Source organism: Pelagibius sp. 7325 (genome assembly GCF_037652055.1).
Taxonomy (GTDB): domain Bacteria; phylum Pseudomonadota; class Alphaproteobacteria; order Kiloniellales; family Kiloniellaceae; genus Pelagibius.
Map to the genome: position 1 here is coordinate 376843 of NZ_JBBKAH010000001.1, position 19446 is coordinate 396288.

Annotated in this window: 12 protein-coding genes; 6 read left to right on the forward strand and 6 right to left on the reverse strand. The window is 66.7% G+C overall.

Annotation, left to right across the window (positions count from 1 at the left end; genetic code table 11):
• The first annotated feature begins 67 nt into the window (after nt 1–67).
• From WDC82_RS01690 to WDC82_RS01700, 3 genes are all read left to right on the forward strand, one after another.
• Nucleotides 68–2485, forward strand: a complete 2418-nt coding sequence (locus WDC82_RS01690; RefSeq protein WP_340115515.1) for a glycogen/starch/alpha-glucan phosphorylase — start codon at nt 68–70, stop codon at nt 2483–2485.
• A gap of 8 nt (nt 2486–2493) precedes the next feature.
• Complete coding sequence (glgB, locus tag WDC82_RS01695; RefSeq protein WP_340115516.1) at nt 2494–4710, forward strand: 1,4-alpha-glucan branching protein GlgB; 2217 nt, start codon at nt 2494–2496, stop codon at nt 4708–4710.
• Between the two features lie 246 nt (nt 4711–4956).
• Entirely contained in the window at nt 4957–5361 is a 405-nt protein-coding gene (locus WDC82_RS01700) for a GFA family protein (protein ID WP_340115517.1), read from the forward strand.
• A 76-nt stretch (nt 5362–5437) separates the two neighbouring features.
• On the opposite strand, the gene WDC82_RS01705 is transcribed toward WDC82_RS01700, so the two are convergent.
• The 5 genes from WDC82_RS01705 to WDC82_RS01725 all read right to left on the reverse strand — a co-directional run bounded on the left by WDC82_RS01705 (nt 5438) and on the right by WDC82_RS01725 (nt 12380).
• Entirely contained in the window at nt 5438–5803 is a 366-nt protein-coding gene (locus WDC82_RS01705) for a DUF1850 domain-containing protein (protein ID WP_340115518.1), read from the reverse strand.
• Nucleotides 5804–5812: 9 nt separating this feature from the next.
• Nucleotides 5813–7927, reverse strand: coding sequence for a TRAP transporter permease (locus tag WDC82_RS01710; RefSeq protein ID WP_340115519.1), 2115 nt, complete (start codon nt 7925–7927; stop codon nt 5813–5815).
• Between the two features lie 123 nt (nt 7928–8050).
• Nucleotides 8051–9016, reverse strand: a complete 966-nt coding sequence (locus WDC82_RS01715; protein ID WP_340115520.1) for a TAXI family TRAP transporter solute-binding subunit — start codon at nt 9014–9016, stop codon at nt 8051–8053.
• A gap of 197 nt (nt 9017–9213) precedes the next feature.
• The gene (locus WDC82_RS01720) at nt 9214–10569 is read right to left on the reverse strand and encodes a sigma-54 dependent transcriptional regulator (protein WP_340115521.1); all 1356 of its coding nucleotides are present in this window, start codon (nt 10567–10569) and stop codon (nt 9214–9216) included.
• Nucleotides 10566–12380: an ATP-binding protein gene (locus tag WDC82_RS01725; RefSeq protein WP_340115522.1), complete on the reverse strand. Its 1815-nt coding sequence runs from the start codon at nt 12378–12380 to the stop codon at nt 10566–10568. The genes WDC82_RS01720 and WDC82_RS01725 overlap by 4 nt, the downstream gene beginning before the upstream one ends.
• 186 nt (nt 12381–12566) lie before the next feature.
• Here WDC82_RS01725 and WDC82_RS01730 point away from each other — a divergent pair, with 186 nt between their 5' ends.
• Genes WDC82_RS01730 through WDC82_RS01740 form a run of 3 tightly spaced genes read left to right on the forward strand, consistent with a single transcriptional unit; the run spans nt 12567 to nt 17298 of the window.
• Nucleotides 12567–14048: an efflux transporter outer membrane subunit gene (locus WDC82_RS01730; RefSeq protein ID WP_340115523.1), complete on the forward strand. Its 1482-nt coding sequence runs from the start codon at nt 12567–12569 to the stop codon at nt 14046–14048.
• Nucleotides 14049–14066: 18 nt separating this feature from the next.
• Entirely contained in the window at nt 14067–15308 is a 1242-nt protein-coding gene (locus WDC82_RS01735) for an efflux RND transporter periplasmic adaptor subunit (protein WP_340115524.1), read from the forward strand.
• 19 nt (nt 15309–15327) lie between these two features.
• Entirely contained in the window at nt 15328–17298 is a 1971-nt protein-coding gene (locus tag WDC82_RS01740; protein WP_340115525.1) for a MacB family efflux pump subunit, read from the forward strand.
• Between the two features lie 189 nt (nt 17299–17487).
• Here WDC82_RS01740 and thrS read toward each other — a convergent pair whose 3' ends face one another.
• On the reverse strand, nt 17488–18669 hold the full coding sequence (gene thrS / locus WDC82_RS01745; protein WP_340115526.1) for a threonine--tRNA ligase: 1182 nt from the start codon (nt 18667–18669) through the stop codon (nt 17488–17490).
• Nucleotides 18670–19446 lie beyond the last annotated feature (777 nt).

Here is a 19446-nt window from a genome sequence, read left to right on the forward strand (position 1 = left end):
AAGCGCCGGGCCACGGCCTTGGAGCCGCGCGCCCGCCGACGCTCAGAGGCCCCGAACAGAGGACGACATGCTGACCGAACCGCTGATCCTTCATCCCGAAAGCCTTCCCGATGCCGAGGCGCTGCGCCGCGCCATCGAATACCACCTGCGCTACACCACCGGGAAGAATCCCAAGGCGGCGAAGCTAACCGACTGGCGCATGGCGGTCACCCGCGCCATCCGAGACCTGGTGATCGCGCCCTGGTTCGAAACCACCGAACGCGTGCGCGCGGAACGACACAAGCGCGTGTGCTATCTCTCCATGGAGTTCCTCATCGGTCGCCTGCTGGAGGATGCCATCGCCAACCTCGGCCTCGACGAGATGGTGCGCAAGGTGGTGGAAGACTTCGACGTCGACTATACGGCGCTGCTGACCGACGAGCCCGACGCGGCGCTGGGCAACGGCGGCCTCGGCCGTCTGGCCGCCTGCTTCCTCGACTCGATGTCGACCGTCGGCCTCGCCGCCCATGGCTATGGCATCCGCTACAATCACGGCCTTTTCCGACAGTCTTTCGAGAACGGCTGGCAGACCGAGGACGCCGAAGACTGGCTGCGCCAGGTCCACCCCTGGGAGTTCGAGCGCCCGGAGACCCAATACCGAATCAGCTTCGGCGGCGAAGTGCGCCAGCACGACGGCCATCATCAGTGGCGCCCGGACGAGACCGTGCTGGCCGTCGGCTACGACACGCCCGTGCCCGGCTGGCGGGGACGCTGGGCCAACACATTGCGCCTGTGGTCGGCCAAGGCGGAGCGCGAGTTCGACCTTGAGCCATTCAACAGAGGCGACTACATGGCCGCGGCCGCGCCTTCGGTGTTGGCTGAGACCATCAGCCGCGTGCTCTACCCAGACGACACCACCGAGCAGGGCAAGGCGCTGCGTCTGAAGCAGGAGTACTTCTTCACCGCCGCCTCACTGGCTGACATCCTGCGCCGCTTCCTCACCCACCACGACACCGATGTCACCAAGCTGCCGCAGTTCATTGCCATCCAGCTGAACGACACCCACCCGGCGATCGCTTTCCCGGAGCTCATCCGCCTGCTGGTCGACGTGCATCAGCAGCCCTTCGCGGAGGCTTTCGAGACGGCGCGCAGCTGTCTGCACTACACCAATCACACGCTTCTCCCAGAGGCACTGGAGCGCTGGTCGGTGGGATTGATGGGCCGCGTGCTGCCGCGTCACATGGAACTGATCGACCAGATCGACTCGCATCACGCCAACCTCGTGAAACGTTCCGCCGGCGTGAAGATCGTCGACCACGGCGAGGTGCACATGGGACCGCTTGCCTTCATCGGCGCTCGGCGGGTGAACGGCGTCTCGGCGCTGCACACCAATCTGATGAAGCAGACCGTGTTCAAAGAGCTCAACGCGCTGCATCCTGATCGCATCGTCAACCAGACCAACGGCGTGACGCCCCGGCGCTGGATCTACAACTGCAATCCCGCGCTGCGCGCCCTGCTGAACGAGCACCTGGGGGACGACTGGGTGACCGATCTGGATCGCCTCCAGGACCTCGCCCCTCTGGCCGACGACGCCAGCTTCCGCCAAAGCTTTGCCGCCGCCAAGCGCGCCAACAAACTTTACCTGGCGCGCCATCTGGAAAACACCATGGGCGTCGCGGTCGATCCAGACGCCATGTTCGACATCCAGATCAAGCGGATCCATGAGTACAAGAGACAGCTGCTCAACATCCTGCACACCGCGGCACAGTGGAATGCCATCCGCAAGGAACCGGGAAAGGACTGGACTCCGCGGGTGAAGATCTTCGGCGGCAAGGCGGCCCCGGGCTATGCCATGGCAAAGCAGATCATCAAGCTGATCAACGACATCGGGGCGACAATCAACGCCGACCCTGTGATGGAGGGCCGCCTGCAGGTGGTCTACCCGCCGAACTACAACGTCTCCATGGCGGAGATCCTGATTCCGGCCGCAGACCTCTCCGAGCAGATATCCACCGCCGGCATGGAGGCCTCAGGCACCGGCAACATGAAGCTGTCGATGAACGGCGCCCTGACCGTCGGAACCCTGGACGGCGCCAACATCGAGATCGCCGAGGCGGTCGGTGCCGACAACATCTTCATCTTCGGCATGACCGCCGACCAGGTCACCGCGACGCGCGAGGCGGGTTATGACCCTGCAGCCTATATAGCCGCCGAGCCGCGCCTCGCCGAGGTGCTGGAGCAGATCGCGGCCGGCACCTTCTCGCCCGACGATCCGCACCGCTACGCCGGGCTGGTCGACATGCTGCGCGGCAGTGACTGGTTCATGGTGGCTGCCGATTTCAGCGCCTATTGGGACGTCCAGCAGCGCATCGATGAGTCTTGGCGCGACCGCGAAGCCTGGATGCGCAGTGCCGTGCTGAACACGGCCCACATGGGCTGGTTCTCCTCCGACCGGACGATCCGCGGTTACGCCCGCGACATCTGGGAAGCGCAACCGAAGTTCTGATAGAGCGAATGGCCGACAGCGCGCGCAGCAGAAACAGCGATCCGCCGGTCGATCCCGGCCAGACCGCCGCGCTGGCCGAGGGCCGCCACGGCGACCCCTTTTCCTATCTCGGTGTGCATCGGCTGGAGGGACAGCAGTGGGTGGTGCGGGTGTTCCGGCCCGACGCCGAAACGGTCGAGTTGCTGCCCGACGGCGAACAGCAGCCGGTGCCGCTGACGCCGATGGGCGGCGAAGGCCTCTTCGCCGCCACCCTGGCGAAGGACCCCGGCACTTACCGCCTGCGCTTCGGCCGCGCGGGCGGCCGCTGGGAAGAGCATGACCCCTACCGCTTCGCCCCCGTGCTGGGCGAGATGGACGAGCACTTCATCGGCGAAGGCTCGCACCTCGGTCTCTGGCAGGTCCTAGGCGCACACCCGCTCACCCACGGCGGCGTCGCCGGCGTGCACTTCGCCGTCTGGGCTCCCTCAGCGCAGCGCGTCTCCGTGGTTGGTGACTTCAACCAATGGGACGGACGGCGCCACCCTCTGCGCCGGCGCGGCGCGACCGGCGTGTGGGAGATTTTCCTGCCGGACGCAGGCGAAGGCGCCCATTACAAGTACGAGGTTCGCGGCGCCGACGGCGTGATTCAGCCGCTGAAAGCCGACCCGGTAGGTTTCGGCGCCGAGCATCCGCCGGCCACTGCCTCCATCGTGCGCGATCTCGGCGCTCGGCAATGGCGTGACGACGCCTGGCTGGCAAAGCGCGGCGAAGCCGGGCGCCGCGACCGCCCGATGTCTATCTTCGAAGTCCACCTGGGTTCCTGGCGCAAAGCAGATGGAGGCCGGCGCCCGCTGAGTTACCGCGAACTCGCCGAGCAGCTGGTGCCCTATGTCGCCGACATGGGTTTCACCCACATTGAGATGCTGCCTATCAGCGAGTTTCCCTTCGATGGCTCCTGGGGCTACCAGCCCATCGGGCTCTACGCGCCGACCATCCGCCACGGCACACCCGGCGAGTTCCGCGACTTCGTTGAGGCCTGCCACGGCGCCGGCCTGGGCATCATCCTCGACTGGGTGTCGGGCCACTTTCCGACCGATCCGCACGGCCTCGGCCGCTTCGACGGCACCGCCCTCTATGAGTACGCCGACCCGCGCGAGGGCTTCCATCAGGACTGGAACACCCTGATCTACAATTACGGCCGGCGGGAGGTGCAGAACTACCTGATCGCCAACGCGCTCTACTGGCTGCAGGAACATCACCTGGACGGCCTGCGCGTCGATGCCGTCGCCTCCATGCTGTACCGGGACTATTCGCGCCGCCCCGGCGAATGGCTGCCCAACATCCACGGCGGACGCGAGAATCTGGAAGCCATCGCCTTCCTGCGGCGCATGAACGAAGTGGTCTACGGCGCCTGTCCCGGCATCATGACGGTGGCCGAGGAATCGACGTCCTTTCCCGCTGTCTCGCGGCCGACCCACGATGGCGGCCTGGGATTCGGGTACAAGTGGAACATGGGGTGGATGAACGACACCCTCGACTACATGCGCCGCGAGCCGGTGCACCGCCGCTACCATCATCACCAGATAACCTTCGGGCTGCACTACGCCTTCTCGGAGAACTTCATCCTGCCGCTCAGCCATGACGAGGTGGTACACGGCAAGGGGTCGCTGCTGAATAAAATGCCGGGGAGCGAAGAACAGAAGTTCGCCAACCTGCGCGCCTACTTCGCCTTCATGTGGGGGCATCCCGGCAAGAAGCTGCTATTCATGGGCCAGGAGTTCGCGCAAGGCCGTGAATGGAACCACGACGTGAGCCTCGATTGGCACCTGCTGGACGACGCGCGCCATGCCGGCGTACAAAAACTCGTCCGCGACCTCAATCGGCTCTACCGCGCGACGCCGAGCCTGCACGAGTTGGACTGCGAAGGCCGGGGCTTCGAGTGGATCGAGGCCAGCGCCGCCGCGGAATCGGTCTTCGCCTGGGTCAGGCGCGGCCGCGACGGCACGCCGCCGGTGGTCGTGGTCAGCAACTTCACGCCGGTCGAGCGCAGCGCCTTCCGCCTTGGCGTACCTGCCGCCGGCCACTGGATCGAGCGCATCAACAGCGACGCGGCCGACTATGGCGGCGGCGGGCGCGGCAACCTGGGCGGCGTCGCCAGCCGCGCCAACCCCAGCCACGGACGGGCGGATTCCATTGAAATCACCCTGCCGCCATTGGCGACGCTGATCTTCGAGCTGGAGGCTTAGAATTGGCGCCGCGCAGGCGCGCCGCCTCCGAAGATGCGCACTTTTGCGCTCACGCCTGCCCTCCACGCCGCACCGTTTCGGACTAAAGGCTAATTGGCGGCACCGCTGGGAGCATGGTTCCCTTGTTCCACCGCTTGGATCAGGCCGTGATCCTTGCCGGCTTCTTATTGAATGCGGTCGGTGCGGTGCAACAAACAAGCGAGGAGGAGACCTATGGCCCACAAGCAATCCGGAGGATGCGCCCATGTGCACACGCACACGGACGGCGATCCGATCGACAACCACACATGCCACTGTTCTGTCTGCAAGCGTGTGACGGGCCAGGACACGACCCACGTCGTGTTCTTTCGCTATGGCGATGTCGGCGTCGACAACGAGGCGAGCCTCAAGCGCCAGCCGTTCAACGATCAGAACCCCAACGGCCCCCTGGAATTGTGCACCTGCGCGGAATGCGGGGCGCCGATCATGCTGGACGACAAGCAGCACCGAATCCGGGTGATCGTGCCGAACCTGATGGGCTACGACGGCAAGAGCATGCCGGCGACCTATCATGCCTTCTACGATCCGTCCACGGGCGAAGCGAAACCGAACGACGGCCGCCCGGTCTACGAGGGGCTGCGCCCCGACTTCGAGTGGCCGAAGCCGGCCTGACCCCGACGCTGGACATGGAAAGACCCGAAGCGCCCCACACCGGCCCGCCGGTGTGGGGCCTTCGCTTGCAGCGCTGTCACTCCGCGCAGGGCGCCACCACCACCGGATCGCCAGGTGCCGCGCCGAACTCGTGGCAGGCGGCGTCGGTGCAAAGCGTCCACGGCGACGCCGTGGCGCCGGAGGCGGCCAGCACCAGTTCCCGCATCGGCGGCGTCTCGGGCACCCAGATCCACCAGCCATCCTGCTCATAGGCGCCCTCCCCGGGGTCCATGCCGGCACCGGAGCCCTTGACCCGTGCCTCGGTCAGCACCAGGCCCTGCGCCGTCAGCGCCCAGGCTTCACGCCACTCCGTCTGCTCCACCGAATGGGTCCAGGAGAGCGTGAAGGCCGTCGCCGCCAACGCCAGGGTCTTGCCCGCCGCGAGGATGCAGAGGCCGCTCACGAGAATTCTTTACTCGGCAGTGGCCGCCCGGCGCGCGCTGCGCTGGGAGAGCCAGGCCCAGCCGGCGAAGATGAGCGCGAGGGCAAAGCCGATCCCGTCGGTCATCGGCAGGGCGGCGATGAGGGTGAAGGCAGCCGCCAGCGCCAGCACACGCTGCGGCCAGGTGAGCGGCACGCCGAGGAAACCGATCACCGCCGTCCCCCACAGGCCGATGGCCAGCACCGTCTTGGCGACGATGTAGATCACCGCCGGGATGTAGCCATAGGCCTGTGCCAGGGGTCCGCCGTCCTGCAGCATGAGGGCGGGCGTATAGACGGCCATGAAGGGGATGATGAAGCCGGCGGCGGCAATCTTCACCGCCTCGCCGGAGATCTTCAGGCCGCTCTCGCGCGCGATGGGCGCGGCGGCGAAGCAGGCCAGCGCCACCGGCGGCGTCAGGTCCGCGAGGATGCCGAAGTAGAACACGAACATATGGCTGACGATCAGCGGCACGCCGAGGGAGAGCAATGCCGGGCCGGCGATCGAGGAGGTGATGATGTAGTTGGGAATGGTCGGAATGCCCATGCCCAACACGATGCAAGTCAGCATCGTGAGCACCAGCGAGAGGAACAGGCTGGTGTCGCCGACCGAGACGATGAACTGTCCGAAGGTGTTGGCGGCGCCGGTCAGCGTCATGGTGCCGATGATCACGCCCACGATGGCACAGGCCATGCCGACGCTCAGCGCCGTCTTGGCTCCCTCTGCGAGCGAGTCCCGGCACACGGCAAGGGTCTCTCGTCCCCCCTTGGAAAAGACGTTCCACAGCACGAGGGCCCCGATGGCGACCGCGATCACCGCGATGCCGAACTGGAAAAACGCGGCGGAAACGAACCCAAGGCCGATCCAGAAGATGACACGCAGCATGCCTGCCGGCAGGCCGAGCGCCACCGAGCCACCGAGGATGAGAAGGGCCGTCAACGCCAGGCCGACGGTGCCGGCAAACAGCGGCGTGTAGCCGGTGAACAGCAGATAGACCAGCACGAGGAGCGGGAACACCAGGTACCAGCCCTGCCTGAGCGCGTTGCGGATGGACGGGAGTTGGTCTTTCGGCAACCCCATGAGGTTCCGCTTGCCGGCTTCCAGGTGCACCATCCAGAACGCCGAGGCGAAGTAGAGGACGGCCGGGATGATGGCCGCCTTTACGACCTCGTGGTACTCGACGCCCAGGGTCTCGGCCATGATGAAGGCGACGGCGCCCATCACCGGCGGCATGATCTGGCCGCCCATGGAGGCGGTCGATTCGACGCCGCCGGCAAAGGCCGCGCGGTAGCCGAAGCGCTTCATCAGGGGAATCGTGAACTGGCCGGTGGTCACCACGTTGGCAACGCCCGATCCGGAGATCGTCCCCATCATGCCGGAAGAGATCACCGCGACCTTGGCGGCACCGCCGCGCCGGTGGCCGACGAGGCCCAGCGAGATGTCGGTGAAGAGGCGGATCATCCCCGCCTTCTCCAGGAAGGCGCCGAACAGGATGAAAAGAAAGATATAAGTCGAGGAGACGTAAATCGGGACGCCGTAAATGCCCTCGGTTCCATAGGTCATGTGGTCGATGACCTGCGTGAAATCGTAACCGCGGTGATTGAGCGGCGAGGGCAGGTACTGGCCCAGCAGGCAGTAAGCCAAAAAGAGTCCGGAGATGATCGGCAGCGCCGGCCCCATGATGATCCAGGTGCCGACGAAAACGGTGAGGAGGGCCACCACCCCGAAGACGATATCGCGCGGCAGGGGGTCGCCGGCGCGAATCACGAGGGCGTTGTACTCCCACCACTGATAGAGGGCGACCGCGACGCCGGCGGCTGCCGCGGCCCAGGCGAGCGTCCGCCAGGGCAATGCAACACCACGCACCGCGGCGACCAGCGGAAATACCAGCACGGTGAGAAAGCCCAGGTGGAAGGCCCGCACCACTTGGCTGGGAAAGTCGATCAGGTGCGCAGCGGTGGCGATCTGGAAGACAGAGAAAGCGACCGCGATCCAAAACAGGAAGCGGCCTTCAGGGCTGCGCGGAAAGCTCTCGGCCAAGGGGTCTTGCAGGCCGAGTTCGCGGTCGTCCGCCGGCATCTCGTGTTTGGGGCTGTCGTGCAGCATCTCCACCTCCTCCCTGCCGCCCACTTCTGCGGTGGACGAGGCATCCCGCCCGCAGCGCGCGCGGGGGTAACCGCCGGCCTCCCCCCGAGCGGGACGCTTGGGGGAAAGGCCGGCGGCCTCAGCTTACATCAGGCCGTTTTCCTTGTAGAAGCGCTCGGCGCCGGGATGCAGCGGGGCCGGCAGGCCGGTGGTAGCCTTCTCCAGCGAGATCGCCTTGGCAGCGCTGTGAGCAGCGACCATGTCGCCCAGGTTGTCGAACAGCTGTTTGGTCATCTCGTAAGCGAGGTCATCGGAGACGTCCGAGTGGGTGACCAGGAAGTTCACCACCGCCACGGTCGCCACGTCGCTGTCCTGGCCGGTGTAGGTGCCGGCCGGGATGGTCGCCGCGACGTAGGGCGCGCCGAGCTTCTCCACCACATCGGCCGGAACCGCGACCATCTGCACATCAACCGAGGTCGAAAGATCCTTGATCGAGGCGACGCCGAGGCCGGCGGACTGCAGCGTGGCGTCGAGCTGCCGGTTTTTGATCAGCTCGACCGACTCGGCGAAGGGCAGATACTCGGTCTTGCCGAGGTCGTCGTAGCTCATGCCGGCTGCGGCGAAGATGGCGCGCGCGTTCAGCTCGGTACCGGATTTGGGGGCCCCGACGGAAAGGCTCTTGCCCTTCAGGTCCGCCAGGCTTTTCACGCCGGAATCCTTGGAGGCGACGATCTGGATGTAGTTCGGATAGATGGCAGCGATGATACGCAGCTTGTCGAGCGGGGCCTTGAAACCGACGTCCGCGTTACCTTCCCAGGCCAGCTTGACGGAATCGCCCAGCGCAAAGGCGATCTCGCCCTTGCCCTGCTGCAGCAGGTTGAGATTCTCGACCGAGGCCTTGGTCGACTGCACCTGGGTGCGCACCTCGGCGATCTTGTCGCCGTAGATCTTGGAAAGGGCGACGCCCAGCGGATAGTAGACGCCGGAGGTGCCGCCGGTCAGCACGTTGACGAACTGTTCGGCCCGGGCTTCGTTGGACGATGCGACCGGGGCAAAAGAAACGGCGGCCAGGGCTCCGGCCGCGACGATGCATTGAGCGAAACGCTTCATGATTTCCTCCCTTGGGCATGAGCGCGGGATCCTTGGATCAGGACCCCATCGTTAAGTTCCGCTTAACCAACAGCAGGAAGCGTGCCAGCAAAAGGATCATTTCTGTTTCAATGATTTAGCCGATGCATTTGTCCTGGATTCGGCGAAATTCCGCCAACCCGGAGGGCGATTTTGGCAAAATCTTGCCAGAATCGGACTCAGGCCTCCGCCGCCAGGCGATCGCGTTTCAGGCCCAGGCGGGCCATCTTTTCCGCCAGGGTGCGCCGGGGGATGCCGAGGGCCTCGGCCGCCTCGGCGACGTTGCCGCGCGCAGTATCGAGCGCCTGGCGGATGATCTCGGCCTCGTAGGCAGCCAGCCGCGCCGGCAAACTGCCGTCCTCGCCGGCCGGCGGCGCGGCAAGCTGGGAATAGCCGAGAACGTAACGCTCTGCCTCGGCCTTCAATTCGCGCACGTTGCCCTGCCATTCCGCGGCTTGCAGAGCGGCCAGGGTCTCGGGTCGGATCGGCCGCAGGGGAGCGCCGTGGCGCGCCGCCGAAGCCTTCACGAAGTGGTCGAACAGCAGCGGGATGTCCTGGCGGCGCCGGCGCAGCGGTTTCAGGTGCAGTTCCACGGTGGAAAGACGGTAGTAGAGATCGCTGCGGAAGGCAGCCTCGGCGGCGCGCTGCTTCAGGTCCGCCTTTGTCGCTGCGATGAAGCGCACGTCGACCGGCTGCAATCGGTTGGCGCCCAGCGGCTCGACCTGGCGCTCCTGCAGGACCCGCAGAATCTTGGTCTGCAGGGCCTGCGGCATGGATTCGATCTCGTCGAGAAACACCGTGCCGCCGTCGGCATGAGCGATCTTGCCGACCCGCCGGCCGAGCGCGCCGGTGAAGGCGCCGCGCTCGTGGCCGAAGACCTCGCTCTCGAAGATGGTCTCCGGGATCGCGGCGCAATTGATGGCGACGAAGGGCCTGTCGGCGCGCTTGCCGCAGTCGTGCAGGGCGCGTGCCACCACCTCCTTGCCGGTGCCGGTCTCGCCGACGATCAGCACGTCGGCGTCGATGTCGGCCAGGTGCGCGACACGGCGGCGCAGCTCCGCCATTTCCGGGTCATTGCCGATAAGCCGGCTTTCCAGTGCATCGCCGCCGGCGACCCGCAGGCGCAGCTCGCGGATCTCGCCGGCCAGGCGGCGCTGCGCCACCGCGCGGTCGAGCACCGCCACCAGGTGGTCGGCATCGTAGGGTTTCTCTAGAAAATCGTGGGCGCCGGCGCGCATCGCCTTCACCGCCAGCGCAATGTCGCCATGGCCGGTCAGCAGCACGACCGGCAGATCGGGATCGAGCTTCAGCACGCCCTCCAACACGGCGATACCGTCGAGGCCCGGCATGCGGATGTCGGTCACCAGTACGTCGGGCACGGCGGCAGGATCCGCCTTCAGGCGATCCAGCGCCGCGCTGCCCAGCGCTTCCCCTTCGACAGAAAAGCCTGTGGCGCCCAGCCACTCGCAGGTGGAGGCCAGGAGATCGCCGTCGTCGTCGACCACCAGCACCCGTCCGCGTCCGCTCCCACTCATGCGGCATCTCCCGCGCGCCGGCGGTCCACTTGAGCAAGCGGCAGGGTCACGGTAAAGGCGGCGCCGCCTTCCGGCGCGCGCCCGGCGCTGAGCCCGCCGCCGAATTTCTCGACGATGGCACGGCAGATGGAAAGGCCGAGTCCGAGGCCCTCGCCCGCCGGCTTGGTGGAGAAGAAGGGTTCGGTGATGCGGCGCATGACCGTGTCGTCGATGCCCGGCCCGTTGTCGGCCACGGTCACGGTGCCGGCAGCGCCGTCGCTGCCGATGGTGACGCGCACCTGGGGATCGGGCGTGCCGGCCACCGCGTCGAGCGCGTTGTTGATGAGATTCAGGACGATCTGCTCGATCCCGATGTCGTTGGCGCTGACGAAGACCGCATATTCCGGCTTCTCGACGGCGATCTTTGCCGATAGCAGCCTGGCGCGGTGGGCCACGATCTCGACGGCGGCCTCGACGCTCTTGGCCAGCGCCACCGGCCGCGTCTCGTTGACCTGCGGGCGGGCAAGGGTCTTCAGGTGGCGCACGGTGCGCTGGATGCGCTCGGTCAGTGCGCGCGCCTTGCGCACGCTTCGGCCGGTCTCCGCCGCGTCACCGCGCTCGGCATAGAGGCCCGCCGTCGCCAGGGTGTTCTCGATGGCCGCCAGCGGCTGGCTCACCTCGTGGGCGATGGCCGCCGACATGCGGCCCAACGCGGCGAGACTGGCCGCCTGCACCAGAGAGTCCTGGGCCGCGCGCAGGTCGGCCTCGGCGCGGCGGCGCTCCTGCACCTCGCGCGCCAACTCGGCGGTACGCTCGGCGACCGCGCGTTCCAGCGCATCGTGGGAATCGAGCTTGGCACGGACCAGCTGGCGGCGCTGGCGGAAATACGCGACGGCAGCACCCGAAAGCAGGAAGATCAGGGCGGTGATCAGGGCGGCGAGACCGGCGCTGCCCTGGATCGCCGAGGAGTCGCTGGCCGCCAGCAGTAGCCAGCCTTCAGGCGTGATGGCGGCAGTCCGGAACAGCAGGTCGCCGGCGATCACGCTGGACGCCGGCGCAACGGACTTGGCGTCGAACAGCGGCGGGCGTGCGGCGAGGTCGATGCCGGAGAACTTGCGCGCCGCAGCGAGCTGCGCGAGCGTTTCGCCGTCCAGCGGCACCAGGGCGCGGTACTTCCAGTCGTCACGCCCGGCCAGGAAAATGACGCCGGAGCCATCAGCCACGGCAACCAGAGGATTGGCCGCCGTCCAGCTCGCCTCCAGAGGCGTCATGTCGACCTTCACGACCGCCACGCCCAGCAGTTGCCCGCCATGGCGGATCGCGGAGGAGAGGAAGTAACCGGGCTTGCCGGTGGTCACGCCGACGGCATAGAAGCGCCCCTGGCCACGGCTGACGGCATCCTGGAAATAGGGCCGGAAGCGGTAGTTGTGGCCGACGAAGCTCTGCGGCTGGGCGTGATTGCTGGCCGCCACGGTGAGGCCCTCGGCGTCCATCACGTAGAGGGCGTCGGCCCCGGTGTCGGCCGCCACGGCCTCCAGATAGTCATTCGCGAGCGTGGCGTTGGCCGCCGCCGCCGGCCCGTCCAGCAGCACCGCGCGAATGCGGGCGTCGCGGGCCAGCACCGGCGCCAGGGAACGGAACTTCTCGATCTCGCTCTCCACCGCCCGGCTGAACAGCTGCAGGCGCTGGTCGAGCGCCCGCTCGGCCCGCGAGATGCCTGTGTTGTAGGCCGCCTGCCAGACCACCAGGGTTGCGGCGGCCGCCAGCAGGATCGCCGCCGCCAGCACGGCGAGGCGCTTCAGGCGTGAGGGAAAGGGCCTTGGTCCAGTCATGGCGGCAATTCTAGCGCAGCAGGCAGCCGGGCCAAGCGGAGTCCTGTGGTCCGACTCTTCCACCATCCGGCGATTTTTCATAGATGATTCAAGGTTAACAGGGGGATGCCCCCCGAACGGGGCACGTATCAAAGCCATACGCCAAGTGAAAGCCGCAGCGCGCGGCGAGAATCGAGTCCGACCTCCATGCCCCGCCGTCCTGCCCCTATCCGTCCGCTCCGTTCCGCCCTGGCCGCCTTTCTGGCGCTTGGGCTGGCCGGCTGTGCCGTCGGCCCGGACTACCGGACGCCGGAGATTGCGGTACCCGCCCAGTGGGGCAGCGCCGGCGCGGAAACGCCACCGGCAGCACCCCAGCTTTCGGAATGGTGGCAGCGGCTGGACGACCCGCTGCTGACCCAGCTGCTCGGCGAGGCGGTGGCGGACAACCTCGACGTGGCCACTGCCAAGGCGCAGATCCGTGAGGCCCGTGCCAGCTACCGCCAGGCCGGTGGCGCGCGCTACCCTTCCCTGGACGGCTCTGCGTCGGCGACCCGGGGCGGCACCGCGGACAGCAGCAACGCCTCAGGTCAATACCAAGCCGGGTTCGACGCGAGTTGGGAGCTGGACCTCTTCGGCGCCAACCGACGCGCTGTGGAGGCCGCCAAGTACGGCCTGGACGCCGCCGAGGAAGAACTGCGCGCCACCCTCCTGACGCTGGTCGGCGACATCGCCTCCAACTACGTCGAGGCGCGGGGCTTCCAGGCGCGCATCGCCTACGCACGGCAGACCGCCGAAGCGCAGCGCGAGACCGAGACGCTTACCCGCATCAAATTCGAGGCCGGCGCCGCCTCGGCCGTCGACGTCGCCAACGCGGCCGGCCAAGCCAGCAGCACCGAGGCCGCCATCCCGACGCTGGAGACGGCCTACGCCGAAGCGGTGCACCGCCTGGGTGTGCTGACCGGGCGGGCGCCGGCGGCCTTGAAGGAACGCCTGGCCGACGTCCGGCCCATTCCCACTCCGCCGCTGCCGATCGCCACCGGCGTGCCCGCCGACCTGCTGCTGGCGCGCCCCGACGTGCGCCTCGCCGAGCGGCAGCTTGCCCAGTCGACGGCACTGATCGGCCAGGCCGAGGCTGCGCGCTACCCCAGCATCAGCCTCGGCGGCAGCCTGTCGACCTCCGCAGCAACCCTTGGCGACATCGCCGGCGGCACCAGCATCAGCTGGCTCGTCGGCCCGACGCTCACCGTACCGATCTTCAACGCCGGCCAACTGGAATCCGCCGTCGAGGTCACCGAGGCGCAGCGCGACCAGTCCTTCATCGCCTTTCGCGCGGCAGTGCTGACCGCCCTGGAGGACGTCGAAAACGCCGCCGTTTCTCTCACCCAGGAACGCCTGCGCTACGACGCCTTGAGGGAGTCGGCCGCAGCCTTCGGTGAAGCGCTACGCCTGGCGCGCGCGCTCTACCAGACCGGCGCCACCGACTTCCTGGACGTGCTGGATGCGGAGCGCTCGCTCTACTCGGCGCAGGACGCGCTGATCCAGAGCGAGACCGCCATCACCACGGACTACATCGCGCTAAACAAGGCGCTCGGCGGCGGCTGGGACGGCGCCATCGACTCCTCGCGGCCGGAGGTGGTCGACGTGAACACCGGCCCGCACTTCCCGCAAAGCCAATACCCGAGCCAATAGGCCGAACCAGAGACAGCCATGAGCAACACCCCCAAGGCGCCGGCACAACGGCACAAACTGATACGCCGCCTGGCACTGAGCGCGGTCGCAGCCGTTGCCCTTGCCGGCGGCTGGTTCGCCTATGCCGCGGCCACTGCCGAGGATCCGGCCGCCGACGTCACCACCGCCGTGGTGAAGACCGGCGACGTGCAGAACACCGTGCTCGCCACCGGCCTGCTGAAACCGGCACGCTTGGTTGCCGTCGGCGCCCAGGTCTCCGGCCGCGTCACCGCCCTGAAGGTCGCGCTGGGCGACGTCGTGAAGCAAGGCGACCTAATCGCCGAGATCGACTCCCAGACCCGGCAGAACGATCTGCGCACCTCGCAGGCGGCCCTTGCCAACGTGCGCGCACAGCTCGCCGAGAAGCGGGCGACGCTGAAGCAGGCCGAGCTGGACCTCGCGCGCCAGAAGAAGATGCTGGCGCAGAACGCCGTGTCACAGGCAGATTTCGAGGCGGCGGAAGCCACCGCCGACACCACCCGCGCGCAGATCGACGCGCTGAACGCGCAGATCGTCGAGGCCGAGGTCGCCGTCGAAACCGCCGGCGTGAACCTGGGCTACACCAAGATCACCGCGCCGATCGACGGCACCGTGCTGGCGGTCGTCACCCAGGAAGGCCAGACGGTGAATGCCACCCAGTCGGCGCCGACCATCGTCGTCCTGGGCCAGATCGACGTCATGACGGTGCGCGCCGAAATCTCCGAGGCCGACGTCGTCAACGTGCGGCCGGGCCAGGCCGTCTACTTCAACATCCTGGGGGAGCCGGATCACCGCTACGAAGCGTCGTTGGGCAGCATCGAACCGGCACCGGAGTCGATCACCAGCGATAGCAGCATCACCTCCTCCAGTGCGTCGTCGAGCAGTTCATCGGCATCCACCGAAGCGATCTACTACATCGGCACCTTCGATGTGCCGAACCCGGACGGCAAACTGCGCACCTACATGACCGCCGAGGTTCAGATCGTCCTCGGAGAAGCGCGCGGTGTTCTTACCATTCCGGCAGCCGCGCTGGGCGGCAAGGCCGGCGGCGACGCCTACAGCGTGCGGGTGCTCGGCAGCAACGGGCAGATCGAGTCCCGCGAGGTGGAGATTGGCCTGAACAACAAGGTGACGGCCGAAGTGAAGGTCGGACTGGCGGAGGGTGAGCGGGTCGTCGTTGGCGGCGCCAGGGCCGCCGCCGCCGGCGGTGGTGCCGGCCGTCGCGGCCTCTTCGGCTTCTGAGCGAGGGCGGATCCTGACCATGCGTGACGCCCTCATCACCCTCCGGAAGCTGCGCCGGGAGTTCCCCTCCGGCGAGGGGACCATCACGGTGCTGAAGGATCTCGACCTTACCATCGAGGCCGGCGAGATGGTCGCCATCATGGGGCCGTCGGGCTCGGGCAAGTCGACGCTGATGAACATTCTCGGCTGCCTCGACCGGCCGAGTGCCGGCAGCTACCGCGTTTCCGGACGCGAAACCGCGGCGTTGGACGCCGACGAACTGGCCGAACTGCGCCGTGAGCATTTCGGCTTCATCTTCCAGCACTACCACCTGCTGCCGGAACTGACCGCGCTCGGCAACGTCGAGGTGCCGGCAATCTACGCCGGCCAGACGGCCGACTTGCGCCGCCGGCGCGCCGCCGACCTGCTCAACCGCCTCGGCATGGCCGAGCGCACCGGGCATCCGCCGGGCAAGCTCTCCGGCGGCCAGCAGCAGCGCGTGTCCATCGCGCGCGCGCTGATGAACGGCGCCGAGATCATCCTGGCCGATGAGCCGACCGGCGCGCTCGACCAGCAGACCGGCGAGGAGGTGCTGCGCCTCTTGGGCGAACTGCACGCCGCCGGAAAAACGGTGATCATCGTCACGCACGACGCCAGCGTCGCCGCGCGGGCCGAGCGGGTCATCGAGATCAGCGATGGCCTGATCGTCGCGGATCGGCGCAGTGACGGCGTGGCAACGGCCACCGATGGCGCCGCACTCGCGGCCGACTCCGCAACCGCAGCCAAGAACGCCGGCCGCTGGCAGGCGCTCCGGGGCCGTTTCCAGGAAGCCTTCCTGATGGCGTTGCGCTCCATGCAGGCGCATCGCCTGCGCACCTTCCTGACCATGCTCGGCATCATCATCGGCATCGCCTCGGTGGTCTGCGTCGTCGCGCTGGGCGAAGGTTCGCGCCGGCAGGTGCTGTCCAACATCAGCCAGCTTGGCACCAATACCCTGGAAATCTTCCCCGGCAGGAACTTCGGCGATGTGCGCTCCGGCAAGATCACCACCCTGGTGGTAGCCGATGCCGCGGCGCTGGCCCGCGAGGACTACGCCGCCGCGGTCACACCGACGGTCACCACCAGCAGCACCATCCGCTACGGCGCGACGGAGTCAAATGCCCAGGTCAACGGCGTCAGCGAGGCCTATTTCACCGTCAAAGGCCTGGGGCTGGTCGAGGGCAGCTTTTTCGACGCCGCGGGCGTGCGCGCGCGTGCGCAGGACATCGTCATCGACGAGAACACCCGCAACACGCTGTTTCCCGACGGCACCCAAAGCCCGATCGGCGAGGTCGTGCTGATCGGTCGCGTGCCCTGCCGCGTCGTCGGCGTGGTGCAGATCCGCCAGGGCGGATTCGGCGCTTCCAGCAGCCTCGCCGTCTACCTGCCCTACACTACGGTGCAGGCGCGCATCCTGGGCGACACGGCGCTGCGCAGCATTACCTTGAAGGTCAGCGATACCGTCGCCACCGAGGTGGCGGAGCAGGCCGTCACCGACCTGCTGACGGCGCGCCACGGTACCAAAGACTTCTTCATCCTCAACACCGACGATATCCGCGCGACCATCACCAGCACGACCGAGACCATGACGCTGCTGATCGCCGCCATCGCGGTGATTTCCCTCATCGTCGGCGGCATTGGCGTGATGAACATCATGCTGGTCTCGGTCTCCGAGAGGGTCGGTGAGATCGGCGTGCGTATGGCCGTCGGCGCGCGCCAGAGCGACATCCTGCAGCAGTTCCTCATCGAGGCGGTGCTGGTCTGCCTGATCGGCGGCGTCCTCGGCATTGCCACAGCGCTCGGCTTCGGCGTGGCCTTCAGCGCCCTGGGTTCCAGCTTCAGCCTGGTTTACTCGACGAGCTCGATCGTCGCCGCCGTAGTCTGCGCCACCCTGATCGGCGTCGCCTTCGGCTATCTACCAGCACGCAACGCCTCGCGCCTCGATCCGGTGGCCGCACTGTCTAGGGATTGATCGCCAAGGGTGTAGGGCACCCTAATTCCTGAGACTCGGCTTGATGGCAAATCAACGAGTTAGTGCATATCAGTGACCGAGATGTTGAGCCTGAAATGTCGCAATTGTTGAGACTCTCCGGCAATAAGACCCCCAATTAGTGAGACTCTCGACCAAAACGAAAAATACGTCTTATTTTCAATGTGTTAGCTAGTGTCGTCGAGCCGCCAACACCTCACCAATCTGATCCAGTGGAATGCTCGATTGGGCGCCATCGAACTCGCGTAAGCTGACGCTGCGCCCCTCGGCTTCACTGCGGCCCAACACCGCCACAAGAGGCACCCGCATCTTACGAGCAGCAACGATGCGCCGAGCCAGCGTCTCCCGACCCTCGTAAAGCACAGGCCGCAGGCCCTGCTCCTCGAGGCAGCCCATAACCTCCCTTGCGTAGGCTGCCACGTCATGGGAGATCGGCGCCACGGCCACCTGCTCCGGCGCTAGCCAGAACGGCAGGGCGCCGCCGTAGTGTTCGAGCAGCAGAGCGATAGCCCGGCCCATGGAGCCGAAGACCGCGTGGTGGATCATCAGCGGCACCTCCGGCGATCCGTCCGATCCCACATAAGAGGCGCCGAGGCGATCCGGGAGCACACAATCGAGCTGAATCGTACCGCACTGCCAGGAACGGCCCTGCCGGTCGCGCAGCGCGAATTCCAGCTTCGGCCCGTAAAATGCGCCCTCCCCCGTCTGGATGCCATAGGTCAACCCGCAGCGGCTCGCTGCCTCGGCGAGCATTGCCTCGGCCCAGTCCCAGAGCTCGTCGGACCCTGCTCGTTCAACAGGACGTGTGGAGAGCGCCACTTTGTAGTCGGAAAATCCGAGCTCACGGTAGACGAGCGCAAGAAGCTGAGCAAAGCGCTCCACCTCGCCCGCAACATCTTCCGCCCGGCAAAATACATGTGCGTCGTCCTGCTCAAACCCGCGGGTACGCAGAAGACCGAGCAATGCCCCCGAGGGCTCGTTGCGATGGCATGCACCGAATTCCGCGTAGCGCAGCGGCAGTTCCCGCCAAGAACGCCGGCCCATGTTGAATAGTGCAACGTGGCAAGGACAGGACATCGGCTTTAAAGCCATGGGGCGTTCCTCGGCCATCGCGAATATCGCCTCGCCAAACTTCTCCCAATGGCCGCTGCGCTCCCACAGTGTACGGGGCATGAGCTGTGGCGTCTTCACCTCAGCATAGCCGAGGCGTCGCATGTGGCGGCGGATATAGTCCTCCAGCACCCGGTAGAGGGCATAGCCCCGCGGGTGCCAGAACACCATGCCCGGGGCATCTTCCTGGATGTGATAGAGATCGAGCCTGGCTCCCAGGCTGCGATGATCGAGATCGTCCATGCTTGCTCTCCTGCGGATGCAGGCACGGCCGGGGCGCGAAATCACGAAAAGAGAAAGGCCCCGTCCGACGCCGGCGGGGCCCTTTCTGGTAGAAGCGGCTGCTCTCTAGCGCACGCGACCAGGGGACGACCCGCCGTGGGCGGTCGTCGTAGTGGTCAGTGCGATGTGGCAACGAGCATCCATACCATGAAGGTACTGGGAAAAGGTCGCTTTCGTCAACTAGGTCGCCGGCGCGGCTTCTACTCCGCCCGCAAGCCCACAGGGAACCCGATACCACGCACCGATAGATGTGAAGGTACTTTTATCACATCGCCCAATGCGGGACCCAGACCCCCTCTTGGCGTCCACCGCACCGAGACGTCTGCACTTGCTCCAAAGCAGACGAAACGGTGATATCGATGAGACTTCGGCTCCGTGCCAGGTTGGGACATTGGGCTTGCACGACCTAGCTCCTAATTATCTGAATTGACTTGAAAGCCGACCTCCCGAGGCTTGGCAGTCAAAGCGATGCCATCCTTTCCCACTTCAGGCGCAGGAGACATGGCCCGCCCCGCCGGCGCATATTGCTCCGAAGGCTTACGTCCGACGCGAGAGCAGCGATTTTATACCGGATTTGCGCGGGTTTAGGAAGGCTGGAGCGCCGCAGGCATCGCCGTTCAATCGATCACCTTCGCTTCCCGAAACCGGCCCGCTTGGGGGAAGTGCGACCGTCCCGTTTTTCCATCTCCGATGCGCCATTTCGGGAAAACAATCGGGAACTCCCAGCCTCAGCCGCGC

Excerpts from the sequence above, each read along its gene's own strand:
- WDC82_RS01690 (WP_340115515.1), top strand. The coding sequence starts at position 68 with ATGCTGACCGAACCGCTGATCCTTCATCCCGAAAGCCTTCCCGATGCC.
- glgB (WP_340115516.1), top strand. The coding sequence starts at position 2,494 with ATGGCCGACAGCGCGCGCAGCAGAAACAGCGATCCGCCGGTCGATCCC.
- WDC82_RS01710 (WP_340115519.1), bottom strand. The coding sequence starts at position 7,927 with ATGCTGCACGACAGCCCCAAACACGAGATGCCGGCGGACGACCGCGAA.
- WDC82_RS01715 (WP_340115520.1), bottom strand. The coding sequence starts at position 9,016 with ATGAAGCGTTTCGCTCAATGCATCGTCGCGGCCGGAGCCCTGGCCGCC.
- WDC82_RS01720 (WP_340115521.1), bottom strand. The coding sequence starts at position 10,569 with ATGAGTGGGAGCGGACGCGGACGGGTGCTGGTGGTCGACGACGACGGC.
- WDC82_RS01725 (WP_340115522.1), bottom strand. The coding sequence starts at position 12,380 with ATGACTGGACCAAGGCCCTTTCCCTCACGCCTGAAGCGCCTCGCCGTG.
- WDC82_RS01730 (WP_340115523.1), top strand. The coding sequence starts at position 12,567 with ATGCCCCGCCGTCCTGCCCCTATCCGTCCGCTCCGTTCCGCCCTGGCC.
- WDC82_RS01735 (WP_340115524.1), top strand. The coding sequence starts at position 14,067 with ATGAGCAACACCCCCAAGGCGCCGGCACAACGGCACAAACTGATACGC.
- WDC82_RS01740 (WP_340115525.1), top strand. The coding sequence starts at position 15,328 with ATGCGTGACGCCCTCATCACCCTCCGGAAGCTGCGCCGGGAGTTCCCC.
- thrS (WP_340115526.1), bottom strand. The coding sequence starts at position 18,669 with ATGGACGATCTCGATCATCGCAGCCTGGGAGCCAGGCTCGATCTCTAT.